15 protein-coding genes and 1 pseudogene are annotated in these 15,812 nt (G+C 56.1%); 10 read left to right on the top strand and 6 right to left on the bottom strand.

What is annotated here, in order from left to right:
* Positions 1-2 precede the first annotated feature (2 nt).
* Together dsdA and dsdX are read right to left on the bottom strand one after the other, a co-directional pair.
* The gene (gene dsdA, locus AC3ITF_RS00080; protein ID WP_117342595.1) at positions 3-1,325 is read right to left on the bottom strand and encodes a D-serine ammonia-lyase; all 1,323 of its coding nucleotides are present in this window, start codon (positions 1,323-1,325) and stop codon (positions 3-5) included.
* A gap of 17 nt (positions 1,326-1,342) precedes the next feature.
* Entirely contained in the window at positions 1,343-2,680 is a 1,338-nt protein-coding gene (dsdX, locus tag AC3ITF_RS00085; RefSeq protein ID WP_096759009.1) for a D-serine transporter DsdX, read from the bottom strand.
* Positions 2,681-2,921: 241 nt separating this feature from the next.
* Here dsdX and dsdC point away from each other — a divergent pair, with 241 nt between their 5' ends.
* Both dsdC and AC3ITF_RS00095 read left to right on the top strand, forming a co-directional pair.
* A complete protein-coding gene (dsdC, locus tag AC3ITF_RS00090) occupies positions 2,922-3,848 on the top strand; it encodes a DNA-binding transcriptional regulator DsdC (protein WP_182297224.1) in 927 nt (308 codons plus the stop codon).
* 81 nt (positions 3,849-3,929) lie between these two features.
* Complete coding sequence (locus tag AC3ITF_RS00095) at positions 3,930-5,012, top strand: cellulase family glycosylhydrolase (RefSeq protein WP_489176029.1); 1,083 nt, start codon at positions 3,930-3,932, stop codon at positions 5,010-5,012.
* Here AC3ITF_RS00095 and emrD read toward each other — a convergent pair.
* The 3 genes from emrD to tisB all read right to left on the bottom strand — a co-directional run bounded on the left by emrD (position 4,939) and on the right by tisB (position 7,374).
* Positions 4,939-6,123, bottom strand: a complete 1,185-nt coding sequence (emrD, locus tag AC3ITF_RS00100) for a multidrug efflux MFS transporter EmrD (RefSeq protein ID WP_096759012.1) — start codon at positions 6,121-6,123, stop codon at positions 4,939-4,941. The genes AC3ITF_RS00095 and emrD overlap by 74 nt on opposite strands.
* A gap of 208 nt (positions 6,124-6,331) precedes the next feature.
* On the bottom strand, positions 6,332-7,192 hold the full coding sequence (locus AC3ITF_RS00105) for a DMT family transporter (protein WP_297711787.1): 861 nt from the start codon (positions 7,190-7,192) through the stop codon (positions 6,332-6,334).
* Between the two features lie 92 nt (positions 7,193-7,284).
* On the bottom strand, positions 7,285-7,374 hold the full coding sequence (gene tisB, locus AC3ITF_RS00110; protein ID WP_115257124.1) for a type I toxin-antitoxin system toxin TisB: 90 nt from the start codon (positions 7,372-7,374) through the stop codon (positions 7,285-7,287).
* Between the two features lie 523 nt (positions 7,375-7,897).
* Between tisB and ivbL the strand changes: the two genes are divergently transcribed.
* The 3 genes from ivbL to ilvN all read left to right on the top strand — a co-directional run bounded on the left by ivbL (position 7,898) and on the right by ilvN (position 10,084).
* A complete protein-coding gene (ivbL, locus tag AC3ITF_RS00115; protein ID WP_096759014.1) occupies positions 7,898-7,996 on the top strand; it encodes an ilvB operon leader peptide IvbL in 99 nt (32 codons plus the stop codon).
* A 105-nt stretch (positions 7,997-8,101) separates the two neighbouring features.
* Positions 8,102-9,790, top strand: a complete 1,689-nt coding sequence (gene ilvB / locus AC3ITF_RS00120; protein ID WP_489176030.1) for an acetolactate synthase large subunit — start codon at positions 8,102-8,104, stop codon at positions 9,788-9,790.
* A 3-nt stretch (positions 9,791-9,793) separates the two neighbouring features.
* The gene (gene ilvN / locus AC3ITF_RS00125) at positions 9,794-10,084 is read left to right on the top strand and encodes an acetolactate synthase small subunit (protein WP_115257126.1); all 291 of its coding nucleotides are present in this window, start codon (positions 9,794-9,796) and stop codon (positions 10,082-10,084) included.
* Between the two features lie 48 nt (positions 10,085-10,132).
* On the opposite strand, the pseudogene AC3ITF_RS00130 reads toward ilvN, so the two are convergent.
* Positions 10,133-10,216: pseudogene (locus AC3ITF_RS00130) on the bottom strand (hypothetical protein); the annotation flags it as partial.
* 22 nt (positions 10,217-10,238) lie between these two features.
* Between AC3ITF_RS00130 and uhpA the strand changes: the two are divergent.
* From uhpA to AC3ITF_RS00155, 5 genes are all read left to right on the top strand, one after another.
* Entirely contained in the window at positions 10,239-10,832 is a 594-nt protein-coding gene (gene uhpA, locus AC3ITF_RS00135; RefSeq protein WP_096759017.1) for a response regulator transcription factor UhpA, read from the top strand.
* Positions 10,829-12,331 carry a signal transduction histidine-protein kinase/phosphatase UhpB gene (gene uhpB / locus AC3ITF_RS00140; RefSeq protein ID WP_137362530.1) on the top strand — a complete coding sequence of 501 codons (1,503 nt, stop codon included), beginning with the start codon at positions 10,829-10,831 and terminating at the stop codon, positions 12,329-12,331. The genes uhpA and uhpB overlap by 4 nt, the downstream gene beginning before the upstream one ends.
* Before the next feature lie 9 nt (positions 12,332-12,340).
* Positions 12,341-13,669 (top strand): MFS transporter, encoded by a 1,329-nt coding sequence (locus AC3ITF_RS00145; protein ID WP_096759019.1) that lies wholly within the window; start codon positions 12,341-12,343, stop codon positions 13,667-13,669.
* Between the two features lie 142 nt (positions 13,670-13,811).
* Complete coding sequence (gene uhpT, locus AC3ITF_RS00150) at positions 13,812-15,203, top strand: hexose-6-phosphate:phosphate antiporter UhpT (RefSeq protein WP_096759020.1); 1,392 nt, start codon at positions 13,812-13,814, stop codon at positions 15,201-15,203.
* A 145-nt stretch (positions 15,204-15,348) separates the two neighbouring features.
* Positions 15,349-15,801, top strand: a complete 453-nt coding sequence (locus tag AC3ITF_RS00155) for a DUF1198 domain-containing protein (RefSeq protein WP_096759021.1) — start codon at positions 15,349-15,351, stop codon at positions 15,799-15,801.
* Positions 15,802-15,812: the final 11 nt, after the last annotated feature.

The raw sequence follows: 15,812 nt of genomic DNA on the forward strand, positions 1-15,812 counted from the left end.
GTTTAGCGCCCTTTCGCCAGGTACTGTGCCATTTCGGCTTCCGGCACCATGCCGCCGCCGGTGGCCCACACCAGGTGCGTGGCGTTATTAAGTTGCTCAGCACTGAAACCGTGCATTTGTTGATAGTCAGTTGACGCGCAAACGCGCTGCGGACCGGCCATCCCCGCCAGTGCCGACGGCTCAAGGCGAATCCCTTCCTCCTGCGCCAGCCAGCCCAGCATGTCGTACATGGTCTGGTCATCAAGGGTGTACAAGCCGTCGAGTAGACGCTCCATTGCACGCCCCACAAAACCAGAAGCCCGACCCACCGCCAGGCCATCGGCTGCAGTCAGATTATCAATGCCAATCTCCTGTACAGAGATTTCATCGTGCAGCCCGGTGTAAACCCCGAGCAGCATGCACGGTGAATGGGTCGGCTCTGCAAAGAAGCAGTGTACGTTATCGCCGAACGCCAACTTCAGGCCAAATGCCACGCCGCCAGGGCCGCCGCCGACGCCGCATGGCAGATAAACAAACAACGGATGGTCGGCATCTACCACGCGGCCCTGCTGCGTGAACTGCGCCTTCAAACGCTGCCCGGCAACCGCATAGCCTAAGAACAGCGTGCGGGAATTTTCGTCGTCGATAAAGAAGCAGTTTGGATCAGACTCCGCCGCCTTGCGGCCTTGTTCAACCGCCACGCCGTAATCTTCTTCATACTCCACTACCGTCACGCCGTGGCTGCGCAGTTTGGCTTTTTTCCAGGCGCGGGCGTCAGCAGACATATGCACCGTCACCTTAAAGCCAATGCAGGCGCTCATGATACCGATCGACATCCCGAGGTTACCGGTCGAGCCTACCGCGATGCTGTACTGGCTGAAGAACTGCTTGAACTCAGGTGAAAGCAGCACGCTGTAATCATCATCGGTGGTCAGCAGACCGGCTTCCAGCGCCAGTTTTTCGGCGTGAGTCAGTACTTCATAAATACCGCCACGGGCTTTAATCGAGCCGGAAATCGGCAGGTGGCTGTCCTTCTTCAACAGAATTTCGCCACTGATATTCTGGCCAAACTCTTTTTCCAGCCGTTTCTTCATGGCGGGAATGGCGGCCAGCTCAGATTCGATAATACCGCCGGTGGCCGCGGTTTCCGGGAAAGCTTTTGCCAGGTACGGCGCAAAGCGCGCCAGACGGGCGTGAGCATCCTGAACGTCGTCTTCCGTCAGGCCAACATAGGGTAAACCTTCCGCAAGAGAGGTGGTGCCCGGGTTAAACCAGGTCGTTTCTTTCAGTGCGACCAGATCCTCCACTAACGGATACTGGGCGATGAGTTTTTGCATGTTTTCCATAGGACGTCTCTTTGCGCTTAGATGATAAAGGAAAGCAGGAATGTGCACGCGAGTGCAATCACCGACGCGATAAATGTCGCGGTCGTATAGTATTTAAACGTCTCATTCAGGGTAGCGCCGCAGTACTGCTTCACCAGCCAGAAGAGGGAATCGGTGACGATTGTGCAGCCAATCGCGCCGGAACCGATGGCAATGGCAATGATCTCCGGGCTGACGTTGGGATAGAGCGGCAGCATGGGTGCCACAATCGCCGTTGCGCCCATCATCGCCACCGTGGCAGAACCCACCGCAGCGTGCAGGATCAGCGCCACCAGCCAGGCCAGCAGAATCGGGTGCATATGCATGTTTGAAAGAATCAGCGCCAGCGTATCCGCCAGTCCGCTGCTCTTCAGAATGGCGTTGAACGCGCCGCCCGCACCGATAATCAGCAGGATGTTGGCAATGGATCCAAAGCCATTTTCAGTATGGGTCAACAGTGCGCCCATGCCGATATGCTGGCGCAGACCGAGAATGTAATAGGCCACAAACACGGCGATAAACATGGCGGTGATCGGGTTGCCGATAAACTCCAGCAGCGTATACACCGCGCTGCCTTTCGCCATATTCAGTTCAGCGACGGTTTTCATCAGCATCAGGCCAATCGGCAGCAGCACGGTAAACAGCGTGGCACCCAGCGACGGCAGCGTGTTTTCGTCGCGTACCTTCAGGTCGGAAAACTCAGCCGGTACCGGTTTAAACGGCAGACGATTGCCGAGGAATTTCAGGTACAGCGGCCCGCCGATCAGCGACGCCATCAGACCCACCAGTAAACCGTAAACGATCACTGTACCAATATCGGCACCCAACTTGTTCGCCACGAACAGGGCCGCCGGATGTGGTGGGACGACGCAGTGCACCGCCATCAGTGCTGTACACAACGGGATCGCCAGCTTCAGCAGCGAGGTATTGGTTTTTTTGGCAATAGAAAACGCCAGCGGAATCAACAGCACCACGCCGACTTCAACAAACAGCGTGATCCCGCAAATCAGACCGACCAGCACCATAATGACGTCAGCGGAAAGCCAGCGGCAGCGCTGTAGCGTCAGGCCGATGCGTTCTGCCGCGCCGGACACTTCCATCATTTTTCCGAGAATAGTCCCCAGACCGATAACCGCGGCGAGGAAGCCCAGCGTACCGCCGATACCACTCTCAATGGCATTAACCATATCCAGTGGACCCATACCCATCATCGTTCCCACAAAGAAGCTGGCTAACAGCAGCGCCAGAAACGGGTGGAATTTGAACTTCACGATGGTCAAAACGATCAACACGATGCTTATCAACAACGTGCTCACAACCCAGATTTGAGAGTGCATATCTCACCTTGCCCTGTGATTAACCTGACTTTATAGCCTGGGTCTATTGGACAAAAATAAGGCACTCGCTGACAAACGATAAAAATCCTCTTTCACATGAGATAGATTGAATCAAATGGGTGATTTACCTCTAATAATGGCCTAATAATGCGATATGGTTCACTCTGATTCATCTTTGCGCTGATTTTTACAGCGGTTTTTTTTACACTTCGGGGAAAGATTCAGGATGAAAGAGGTGAGTATGGATCCCGTACGCGAGGTCAGAAATCGGCTGCTCAATGGCTGGCAACTGTCAAAGCTTTATACCTTTGAAGTGGCGGCCAGGCATCAGTCGTTTGCGCTGGCAGCAGACGAACTGTCGTTAAGTCCCAGCGCCGTCAGTCACCGTATTAATCAACTGGAAGAGGAACTGGGCATCCAGTTGTTTGTCCGTTCACATCGAAAAGTCGAACTCACGCACGAAGGCAAGCGGGTGTTCTGGGCGCTGAAATCTTCTCTGGATACGCTTAATCAGGAAATTCTCGATATCAAAAACCAGGAGCTGTCCGGGACGCTTACCGTCTACTCGCGGCCCTCCATCGCCCAGTGCTGGCTGGTTCCCGCGCTCGGCGACTTTACCCGTCGCTATCCGTCGATTTCACTGACCATGCTGACCGGGAATGACAACGTCAATATGCAGCGTGCCGGTATTGACCTGGCCATCTATTTTGATGATGCGCCGTCTGCGCAGCTCACGCATCATTTCCTGATGGACGAAGCGATCTTGCCGGTGTGCAGCCCGGATTATGCCCGCCGCCATGATCTTACCGACGCGCGGGTGAACCTGTCGCACTGCACGTTGCTGCATGACAGGCAGGCGTGGAGTAATGATTCAGGGACCGATGAGTGGCACAGCTGGGCGCAGCATTTTGCAGTGAATTTGCCGACATCATCGGGCATTGGCTTCGATCGTTCCGATTTAGCGGTGATTGCCGCCATGAACCACATCGGCGTGGCGATGGGGCGCAAGCGGTTGGTACAAAAACGCCTCGATAGTGGAGAACTGGTCGCTCCCTTTGGTGATATGGCGCTGAAATGCCATCAGCATTATTACATCACTACGCTACCTGGCCGGCAGTGGCCGAAAATCGAGGCGTTTATTAGCTGGCTGCAGGAGCAGGTAAAATAATCGAGGTGAGCCTCGAATATTTTTACGCTTTCTCTCTACACCCGGCGTCAGAAATCATGCTAAATACGTGAATCACACCTGATGATTTACTTGAGGATCACCGTGTTAAAGCCGCTTGCTTCTCTGTTGCTGCTCGCCAGCGCCACTGTCTATGCGGCACAACCTCCGCTGACGGCAGCACACTACGCCCAACAACTGGGTGTGGGGATGGACGTGGATTGGGCGCGCACCGAACGGGGCATCCGCGAGTTTGACCCGCTGGTGGTAAGAGATTTCCAGGCGAAGGGGCTCGCCCATGTGCGTATTCGCGTGGCCGGAGAACCCACTGAGGCCCGGCTTATCCATCTGCGTAAGCTGGTGGAAGCCTGTGAACACTATGGCGTGATCCCGATTATTGCTTATCAGGCGGACGAGTATAAAAAAGACCCCAGCATCAGCAATGAAAAAGAGGTGATTAACTGGTGGGTGGCCGTCGCACATTACTTTGGTCAAGGCTTGCCGTTACTGGGTTTTGACCTGATCTACGAACCTGCTGATAAGCTCAATCACAATCAGGCGTCGCTCAATCGGGTGTATGACAAAACGATTCGTATGATTCACGCCATCTATCCCCAGCGTATGATTTTTGTCGCACCCCGTCTGCGCGCCGCGCCGGAAGAATTGTCGAGTCTGAAGCTACCGCCGCAAAGTCAGAACACCGTGCTGGCCGAGTGGCATGTCTTCCCGTGGGGGCCGCTAAAAAACAACGGTAAGTATCCGTGGACGTCGGGTACAGCGGCAGAAAAGACGGCGATTCGCGCCCGCATTAACAGCGCTGTTCACTGGCAGCAGAAGACCGGTCATGTCAGTTGGGTTGGGGGATGGGCGCCGGGAGAGACGATCAAAAATGTGCCTTCGGCCTCGCAGATGGCGTTTGCCCGCTTTATGGCCTGTGAGCTGAAGAAAGCAAAAATTCCCTATGCTATCAATGCAGATACGCAGTTTTATGATGGCGAGGAAGGGGCCTGGCGTCCGGCGCTGGAACCGTTGCTGAATACGGTGATTGCGCCTGAATGTGAAAAGCCCGGCGAGAAACCGGGCCATCACACGCTTAAACCGCCTGCTCCTGATGAGACACGCGTGACGCCAGCGGCAACCAGCACACCAGAATCAGCACACCCATAAGGGTCATCAGCAGACCCAGGCTAGCTTGTCCGGTCTGAGGCATCATCGCGGAAAGCCACGCCAGCACGCCGGAACCAATATTTTGTAAACCACCTACCAGTGCCCCGGCGGTACCAGCCAGGAACGGGAAGGGTTCCATCGCGCCGCTGGTGGCGAGTGGGAACAGCATCCCGGCACCAAAGAAGAACAGCGCGGCGGGGATCAGTAACGTCCAGACGTTCATCACGTCAAGCAGGCCCGGGATCCACATCATCAAACCAGCCACCAGGCAGCAGATAACCGACTGCCACATCAGCGTTGAGAAGCGCTTGTTCGGGCGACCGGCGAACCACGCACCGAAAAACGCCGCCGGGATCGGCAGAATAAACAGAATACTGACCGCCATGCTGCTCAAGCCTAATCCTGCGCCCAGCAATACCCCGGAGCAGGCTTCGAAGACGGCAACGCCCGCCAGTCCGCCGATGAGCATCAGTACGTAACAGGTGAATGCGCCGTTGCCAAACAGGGTTTTGTAGCTGGCGATAAGCCGTGGGCGCGGCGCACCCGCAGGGCGCGTTTCCGGCATCCAACGCGCCATGCTAAACGTTACGCCTGCGCACAGAATCAACAGGAAAATATAACAGGCGCGCCAGTTCCACATCGTGTCCAGCACGCCGCCAATCAGCGGCGCTAACAGCGGGCTGACAAGAATACCCATGTTTAACAAACTGTTAGCATGACGTAGTTGGGTACCTTCATACAGATCGCGCGGTAAGGTTCGCGCCATTACGCCGCCGACGCCCGTTCCCATTCCCTGAATGGCGCTGGCGATAATCAGTACCGTCAGGCTATGGGTAGTAATGGCGACCAGCGTAGCCAGCATAAAAATAGACATTCCGGTGAGGATCACCGGACGGCGCCCTACTCGGTCGGAAAGGGGACCGTAAACCAGCTGCGACAAGCCGTAGGTCAGCAGGTAAGCCGCCATTACACTTTGCACCGCTCCTTCGCGAACGTTGAGTTCACGCGCCATATCGGCAATGGCGGGGATATAAATGGTTTGAGCCATCTGGCCTACCGCCACCAGGAGTACCAACATCAACAACAAATTGACGCTTCTATGCCTTTTCATTTCGCTGATTACTTTTAAAAAAGAGAAAAAAGAAGAATAAGGTGCTGAACATTCCGCTAAATGCGCGTGGAATCTACCACATTAAAAAAAGAAGACCATATTGATCACTACAAAGGCGGGAAGGGAAGCGGCAGGAAATGTAAACAAATAGCGGCAATAAATGTTGCCGGAATGCATCCGACCATTCTGGAGGATGGAGAAGGCGCGATCACGACAAACGGAGCAAAATCGCCCCGGCGGCAATCCCGGCAGCAGCAAAAATGCGTATACCGGCGACTTTTTCTTTAAGCAGCAGCCAGGCGAGCAGGGCACCAAACAGGATTGACGTTTCCCGTAACGCGGCGACCACTGCCAGCGGGGCCTGTGTCATTGCCCACAGTGCCAGACCGTAAGATCCCATGGTGCCGATACCGCCCAAAATGCCTTTCTTCCATTGCTGCGCCAGATAGCGTGATGCCTCCCGGCGTCGGGCGATCATCGCCCAGGTGAGCAGACAAGATCCGTTGAGAAAGAAGGTCCACAGCGTATAGCCCAACGCGGTCTCTGAGAGTCGTACCCCGGTGCCATCCACCAGCGTATAGCCAGCAATAAAGCAGGCGTTAATTAACGCCAAAACAATTCCCTGCTGTGAGCTGCTGCGCCCGTTAAACGCCATGCCGAGGATTGCCATACAGATGGTGGCGATACCCACCCAGGCGAGCATTGACAGACTATCGCCGAGAAACAGAACGCTGATGATCGCGACAAGCAGCGGGGCAGTACCGCGCATTAAGGGATAGGTCTGGCTCATGTCCGAGACCTGATAGGTCTTGGCGACCAGCACGGTATACACCACCTGTAACGCGGTTGAGACCGCTAAGTACGGCAGGCTGGCTGCTGAGGGATGAGGTGAAAAAGGCAGTAAAATCAAGGCCATGACTGCAGCCGATCCGCTGACGCTAATGGCGGAGTACAACTTGTCGTTTCCTGCTTTTACGATAGCATTCCAGCTGGCATGGAGCAGTGCGGCGAACAGCAAAATGCAGAAAACAGAAAGCGTCATAGCGGTATTCGTCCCTGATAGCGTCATAAAAACGTAACATATTGTCGAGCTACGCGCACCTGGGTAACGGTGAAAGGGGAGTGGTTACCCACTCCCCTTTAGTGCGACTTGAATCTGAGTTATTTAATGTACTTCAGAACAGCATCAAGCAGTTGCAGTGCAGCAACAATGAGTTTCAGGATAAGAATGGTGATATCCACGAGGCTCATACGCTCTCCTTTTGGTACAAGGAGCACGGTGCTGGCGTACCTCGCCGCTGCCTGTTGCCAGCACCTTTGTTGACATAACACAGTGTGCTCACACGGGGGTTAAGGCGCTGACGGCACCACCCGTTTCAGCCAGGACTTTTTTGCGCCGGTTTACTCTGCGGCCCCCGCATAACACATTGCGTACGGTGACATTATAGATAAATACTGTATAAATGAACAGTATTTTATGGACGTAATGCTATGACTGAATCATACTAAAAAACGTCAAAATTCGTGCCGAAATTGCGTGTTCTTCGTAGAACGCGTATACTTTTTGCGTTGACATAACACAGTGTGTCCAGCGGAAACCAACCGCACAACGCTGATGAAAACCTCGCTCCGGCGGGGTTTTTTGTTTTTGCACAACATACAATGAAACGTGATCGTTGACGCATTTTTACGCAGATGAAAATTTTTCCATTGTCACGCTGAAAAACCTGTGTTTGTATAAATCCTGTTAACCAACAAACAGACAAGGCCCCTAATGAACCCTTCCATGCTGACAGCGACCCTACTAAAAACTGCGCCATCTCGCGCAGTGGTCGTCGTGCGTGTGGTGGTGGTCGTCGGCAATGCGCCGTAGGGTCCGGAACACACGATTCCAAAACCCCGCCGGCGCAAACCGGGCGGGGTTTTTCGTTTAAGAGACCCACCCGGATACGCAGGCCCAGAATAAAAGGACTGGAGCATGGCAAGTTCGGGCATAACATCCAAGCGTACGCGCTTTACGGGCGCAGAATTCATCGTTCATTTCCTGGAGCGCCAGGGCATTACGGTGGTCACCGGTATTCCGGGCGGCTCGATTCTCCCCGTCTACGACGCTTTAAGCCAAAGTACGCAAATCCGTCATATCCTGGCGCGTCACGAACAGGGCGCGGGGTTTATCGCCCAGGGCATGGCGCGAACCGATGGCAAACCTGCCGTGTGTATGGCCTGTAGCGGGCCGGGGGCCACCAATCTGGTGACGGCTATTGCCGATGCGCGACTGGATTCCATCCCGCTGGTGTGTATCACCGGTCAGGTTCCGGCCTCGATGATCGGCACCGACGCCTTCCAGGAAGTCGACACCTACGGCATTGCGATTCCCATCACCAAGCACAACTATCTGGTCCGCCATATCAATGAATTACCCCAGGTTATGAGTGATGCCTTCCGCATTGCGCAGTCAGGCCGTCCGGGCCCGGTGTGGATAGACATTCCTAAAGATATCCAAACCGCCGTGTTTGAGATTGAATCATTGCCTGCACCGGCTGAAAAAGCACCCGCGCCAGCCTTTAGCACGGGGAGCATCCGCGATGCCGCTGCGATGATTAACGCGGCCAAACGGCCGGTGCTGTATCTTGGCGGCGGAGTCATTAACGCCCCTGAGCGGGTGCGTGAGCTGGCAGAAAAAGCGACGTTGCCCACCACCATGACCTTAATGGCGCTCGGCATGCTGCCAAAAGCGCATCCGCTGTCGTTAGGTATGCTGGGGATGCACGGCGCGCGCAGCACCAACTTTATTCTGCAAGAAGCGGATTTATTGATCGTTCTGGGAGCCCGTTTTGATGACCGGGCGATCGGTAAAACTGAGCAGTTCTGCCCGAATGCAAAAATCATCCACGTGGATATCGACCGCGCGGAGCTGGGTAAAATCAAACAAGCGCATGTGGCGATTCAGGCGGATGTAGATGAGGTGCTGGCACAGTTAATCCCGCTGATTGAAGCGCAACCGCGTGAAGCCTGGCATCAGCAGGTGTCCGACCTGCAGCAAGAATTTCCGTGCACCATCCCACAGGAAAAAAATCCGCTCAGCCATTATGGGCTGATTAACGCGGTTGCTGCCTGTGTGGACGACAGCGCGATCATCACCACCGACGTCGGTCAGCATCAGATGTGGGCGGCGCAGGCTTACCCGCTGAACCGTCCGCGCCAGTGGCTGACTTCCGGCGGCCTCGGTACCATGGGGTTTGGCCTGCCTGCGGCAATTGGCGCGGCGCTGGCGAACCCGGATAAAAAAGTGCTGTGCTTCTCCGGCGACGGCAGCCTGATGATGAATATTCAGGAAATGGCCACCGCCAGTGAGAATCAGTTGGATATTAAAATCATCCTGATGAATAACGAAGCGCTGGGGCTGGTGTATCAGCAACAAAGCCTGTTCTACAAACAGGGCGTGTTTGCTGCCACCTATCCGGGGATGATTAACTTTATGCAGATTGCCGCCGGTTTCGGCCTCGAAACTTGCGATTTAAACCACGAAGCCGACCCGCAGGCGGCATTGCAGGCGATTATCGATCGTCCGGGACCGGCGCTGATCCACGTGCGTATCGATGCGGAAGAAAAAGTGTATCCGATGGTGCCGCCGGGCGCGGCAAATACAGAGATGGTGGGGGAATAAGCTATGCAACAGCAGACTCATGACAACGTAATACTTGAACTCACCGTGCGTAACCACCCCGGCGTAATGACTCACGTTTGTGGCCTGTTCGCCCGTCGCGCGTTTAACGTGGAAGGCATTCTCTGTCTACCGATTCAGGACAGCGACCAGAGCCGCATCTGGCTACTGGTCAACGATGACCAACGTCTGGAACAGATGATCAGCCAGATTGATAAACTGGAAGATGTGGTGAAAGTCGCGCGCAACCAGTCCGACCCGTCGATGTTTAACAAGATAAGCGTGTTCTTCGAGTAATCCGTTCAAGGCTTGAACGATGAAGTGTATATCGTTAAGGTAAGCGCCTTTGCCGGAGGGCGGCGTAAACGCCTTATCCGGCCTACCACGGCTCCCGCCCGTAGGCCTGATAAGCGTAGCGTCATCAGGCATCCCACACGCCAGGACAACATTCATGACAACCATTGCACTGATAGACGATCACCTTATCGTCCGCTCCGGCTTTGCGCAGCTGCTGGGGCTTGAACCCGATTTGCAGGTTGTGGCTGAGTTTGGTTCAGGCGCTGAGGCGTTGGCGGGATTGCCTGGCCGCGGCGTGCAGGTGTGCATTTGCGATATTTCGATGCCGGATATCTCCGGGCTGGAGCTGTTAAGCCAGCTCCCCAAAGGGATGGCGACGATTATGCTCTCCGTGCACGACAGCCCGGCGCTGGTGGAACAGGCGCTAAACGCCGGGGCGCGCGGCTTCCTCTCCAAACGCTGTAGCCCTGATGAGCTGATTGCAGCAGTACATACTGTAGCAACAGGCGGCTGCTATCTCACGCCGGATATCGCTGTCAAACTGGCGGCAGGGCGTCAGGATCCGTTGACCAAGCGAGAGCGTCAGGTGGCGGAAAAACTGGCGCAGGGCATGGCGGTGAAAGAGATTGCCGCCGAGTTGGGCCTGTCGCCAAAAACGGTGCATGTGCACCGCGCTAATCTGATGGAAAAACTGAACGTCAGTAACGACGTTGAGCTGGCTCGACGGATGTTTGACGGCTGGCAATGAACACCTTTTTTTCTCGCTTAATCACCGTTGTCGCCTGCTTCTTTATCTTCTCCGCCGCCTGGTTCTGCCTGTGGAGCATTAGCTTGCATCTGGTGGAACGCCCGGAGCTGGCGGTACTGCTGTTCCCGTTTGGCCTGCGGCTGGGGTTGATGCTGCAATGTCCACGTGGCTACTGGCCGGTGCTGCTGGGCGCGGAATGGCTGCTGATTTTCTGGCTGGCGCAGGAAGTGGCGCTGGCGCACTTCCCCCTGTTGATGACCGGTAGCCTGCTGACGCTGCTGCCTGTGACGTTGATCTGGCGCTATCGCCATCAGCGCGACTGGCGTGCCTTGTTGTTGCAGGGGGCGGCGCTGATTGCCGCGGCGCTGTTACAGTCGCTGCCGTGGCTGGGGCAGGGCGAAGTCGCGTGGACTGCGCTGCTGCTGACCCTGACCGGTGGACTGACGCTGGCCCCTATTTGTCTGGTGTTCTGGCACTACCTGACCAGCACTACCTGGCTACCGCTCGGGCCGGCGGTGGTCTCCCAGCCGGTGAACTGGCGTGGGCGGCACCTGGTGTGGTACCTGCTGCTGTTCAGCGTCAGCCTGTGGCTGCAGTTGGGCTTGCCGGACGAGCTTTCGCGCTTTACACCGTTTTGCCTGGCGCTGCCGATCATCGCACTGGCCTGGCATTATGGCTGGCAGGGCGCGCTGATTGCCACGCTGATGAACGCCATCGCGCTGATTGCCAGCCAGACCTGGCACGATCATCCCGTTGATTTACTGCTCTCGCTGCTGGCGCAAAGCCTGACCGGGCTGCTGCTCGGTGCGGGGATTCAGCGTCTGCGAGAACTCAACCAGTCGCTGCAAAACGAGCTGGCGCGTAATCATCGGCTGGCAGAACGCTTGCTGGAAACCGAAGAGAGCGTGCGCCGCGATGTGGCGCGCGAACTGCATGACGATATCGGCCAGACCATCACCGCCATTCGCACCCAGGCGGGCATTGTCCAGCGGCTGGCCCCGGAGAATGCGGGCGTGAAGCAAAGCGGGGCGCATATTGAGCAGCTTTCGTTGGGCGTCTACGATTCGGTGCGTCGCCTGCTTGGGCGGTTACGCCCACGCCAGCTCGACGATCTGACGCTGGAACAGGCTATTCGCTCGCTGCTACGCGAAATGGAGCTGGAAAGTCGCGGCATCGTCAGCCATCTCGACTGGCACATCGACGAGTCGGCACTCAGTGAAAGCCAGCGGGTGACGCTGTTTCGCGTCTGTCAGGAAGGGCTGAACAACATTGTGAAACACGCCAACGCCAGCGCGGTGACGCTTCAGGCCTGGCAACAGGACGAGCGGTTAATGTTGGTGATTGAAGATGATGGCTGCGGTCTGCCGCCGGGCTCGAATCAACAAGGATTTGGCCTGACCGGCATGCGTGAGCGCATTACGGCCCTTGGCGGATCGCTCTCGATTTCCTGCACGCATGGCACGCGCGTCAGCGTGTCGTTGCCTCAGCGCTACGTGTAAGGAGCATTGATGCTGACGTTTTTTAAAGCCCCGGCGAATGCGCCGCTTATCACTGATAAACACGAGGTCGACGCCCGTTACCGCTACTGGCGGCGTCATATCCTGCTGACCATCTGGCTTGGCTATGCGCTGTTTTATTTCACGCGTAAAAGCTTCAACGCCGCGGTGCCCGATATCCTTGCCAGCGGCGTACTCACCCGCAACGATATTGGCCTGCTGGCAACGCTGTTTTACATCACCTATGGCTTGTCGAAGTTTGTCTCCGGTATCGTCAGCGACCGCTCCAACGCCCGCTATTTTATGGGCATCGGGCTGATTGCCACCGGGGTGGTAAACATCCTGTTTGGCTTTTCCACTTCGCTGTGGGCGTTTGCCGTACTGTGGGCGCTGAATGCCTTCTTCCAGGGCTGGGGGTCGCCGGTGTGCGCCCGTCTGTTGACGGCCTGGTACTCGCGTACTGAACGCGGCGGCTGGTGGGCGCTGTGGAACACCGCGCATAATGTTGGTGGGGCGTTAATTCCGATGGTGATGGCCGCCGCCGCGCTGCACTACGGCTGGCGGGCCGGGATGATGATTGCCGGGACGATGGCGATTGTGGTTGGCATTTTCCTCTGCTGGCGACTGCGTGACCGCCCGCAGGCCATCGGCTTACCGCCGGTTGGCGACTGGCGGCACGACGAGCTGGAAATCGCCCAACAGCAGGAAGGGGCAGGGCTGACCCGTAAAGAGATCCTCACTAAATACGTGCTGCTGAACCCGTATATTTGGCTGCTGTCGCTGTGCTATGTGCTGGTGTACGTGGTGCGTGCGGCGATCAACGACTGGGGCAATCTGTACATGTCGGAGACGCTGGGCGTTGATTTGGTCACCGCTAATACGGCGGTCACCATGTTCGAACTGGGCGGATTTATCGGTGCGCTGGTGGCGGGTTGGGGATCGGACAAACTGTTTAACGGCAACCGTGGACCGATGAACCTGATTTTTGCCGCCGGGATTTTGCTCTCAGTCGGTTCACTATGGCTGATGCCGTTTGCCAGCTATGTGATGCAGGCGGCGTGCTTCTTCACCACCGGATTCTTTGTCTTTGGCCCGCAGATGTTGATCGGCATGGCGGCGGCGGAGTGCTCGCACAAAGAGGCGGCGGGCGCGGCAACCGGGTTTGTTGGGCTGTTCGCTTATCTCGGCGCATCGCTCTCCGGCTGGCCGCTGGCAAAGGTGATGGAAGTCTGGCACTGGACCGGGTTCTTCGTGGTGATCGCCATTGCGGCGGGTATTTCCGCACTATTGTTGCTGCCGTTTTTAAACGCTCAGGCGCCGCGCAACGTCAGCGAAGCGTGATGCACCTCACCTTTTTGCCCTGAGTGGGGCAAAACTAAGAAATTTTCCCGGTTCCGCCTGGACGCTGTCTCAGGCGTCTCTGCCGACTGATTTTTACAATGCCTGCTATTCGCAGGTATAAAAATTAGCTCGGGAGTGTCCTATGCTGGCCTTTCTAAACCAGGTGCGCAAGCCGACCCTGGATTTGCCGCTCGATGTGCGGCGCAAAATGTGGTTCAAGCCGTTCATGCAGTCTTACCTGGTGGTTTTCATCGGCTACCTGACCATGTACCTGATCCGCAAAAACTTCAACATCGCGCAGAACGACATGATCACCACCTACGGGCTGAGCATGACGCAGCTGGGGATGATTGGCCTGGGCTTCTCCATCACCTATGGCGTGGGTAAAACGCTGGTCTCCTACTACGCTGACGGCAAAAACACTAAGCAGTTCCTGCCGCTGATGTTGATCCTCTCGGCCATCTGTATGCTCGGCTTTAGCGCCAGCATGGGGCCGGGCACAACCAGCTTGTACCTGATGATCGCCTTCTACGCGCTGAGCGGTTTCTTCCAGAGTACCGGCGGCTCGTGCAGCTATTCGACCATCACCAAATGGACGCCGCGCCGTAAACGTGGTTCCTACCTCGGTATGTGGAACATCTCCCATAACCTCGGCGGTGCGGGTGCGGCAGGCGTGGCGCTGTTCGGTGCTAACGTGCTGTTCGACGGCCACGTCATTGGGATGTTTATCTTCCCGTCGATTATCGCGCTGATCGTGGGCTTTATCGGCCTGCGCTTTGGTAGCGACTCTCCGGAATCTTATGGTCTCGGTAAAGCAGAAGAACTGTTTGGCGAAGAGATCAGCGAAGAGGACAAAGAGACCGAAGAAAACGAAATGACCAAATGGCAGATCTTTGTTGAGTACGTGCTGAAAAACAAAGTGATCTGGCTGCTGTGCTTCTCCAACATCTTCCTGTACGTGGTGCGTATCGGTATCGACCAGTGGTCTACCGTGTATGCCTTCCAGGAGCTGAAACTCTCTAAAGAGGTGGCAATTCAGGGGTTCACCCTGTTTGAAGTGGGCGCGCTGGTCGGCACGCTGCTGTGGGGCTGGCTGTCGGATCTGGCGAACGGTCGTCGCGCACTGGTAGCCTGTGTCGCGCTGGCATTAATTATCGCCACGCTCGGTGTTTATCAGCACGCCAGCAACCAGTACGTTTACCTGGCTTCCCTGTTTGCCCTCGGCTTCCTGGTGTTTGGTCCGCAGCTGTTGATCGGCGTGGCGGCAGTCGGTTTTGTGCCGAAAAAAGCGATCGGCGCGGCCGATGGGATTAAAGGCACATTCGCGTATCTGATCGGTGACAGCTTCGCTAAGCTGGGTCTGGGGATGATTGCCGATGGGACGCCAGTCTTCGGCCTGACCGGCTGGGCGGGCACCTTCGCCGCGCTGGACACCGCCGCTATCGCTTGTATCTGCCTGATGGCTATCGTGGCCGTCTTCGAAGAACGTAAAATCCGTCGCGAGAAAAAAATTCAGCAGTTAAACATCGCTTAAGTGTGTAGTGGTAACGTTTTGCCCGCCTTTATGGCGGGCTTTTTTATGCCTTATGCGCCGTCCGGAATAGCGTTGACACGTTCGGCCGTCGACAGAGATGAATTTGCCGCTATGATGGGCGTCCTGTCGGGTAAGGGATGTGCGCATGATTTGGATAATGCTGGCCACGTTGGTGGTTGTTTTTATTGTCGGTTTTCGGGTGCTGACGTCCGGGGCGCGGCGTGCGGTTCGCCGGTTGAGCGAGCGTCTGGGTATTGATGTGATGGCGGTAGAATCGATGACCGATCAGATGGGAAAAGTGCAGGGTGAGGCGTTTTTACAGTACCTCCACCGACCTGACGAATCGCATCTGCAAAATGCCGCACAGGTGCTGTTGATCTGGCAAGTCGTCATTGTCGACGGTAGTGAGCAGAATCTGCTGCAGTGGCATCGTTTACTGCAAAAAGCCCGGTTGGCCGCGCCAATTACCGACGCCCAGGTGCGTCTGGCGCTCGGTTTTTTGCGTGAAATGGAGCCAGACCTGCAGGAGATAAATGCATTTCAAATGCGCTACAACGCCTTTTTCCTGCCTGAAGATGGTGTGCACTGGCTACACTGATATCAGATTTG

The sequence above is a fragment of the Citrobacter sp. KH_055_1 genome, from assembly GCF_057838705.1.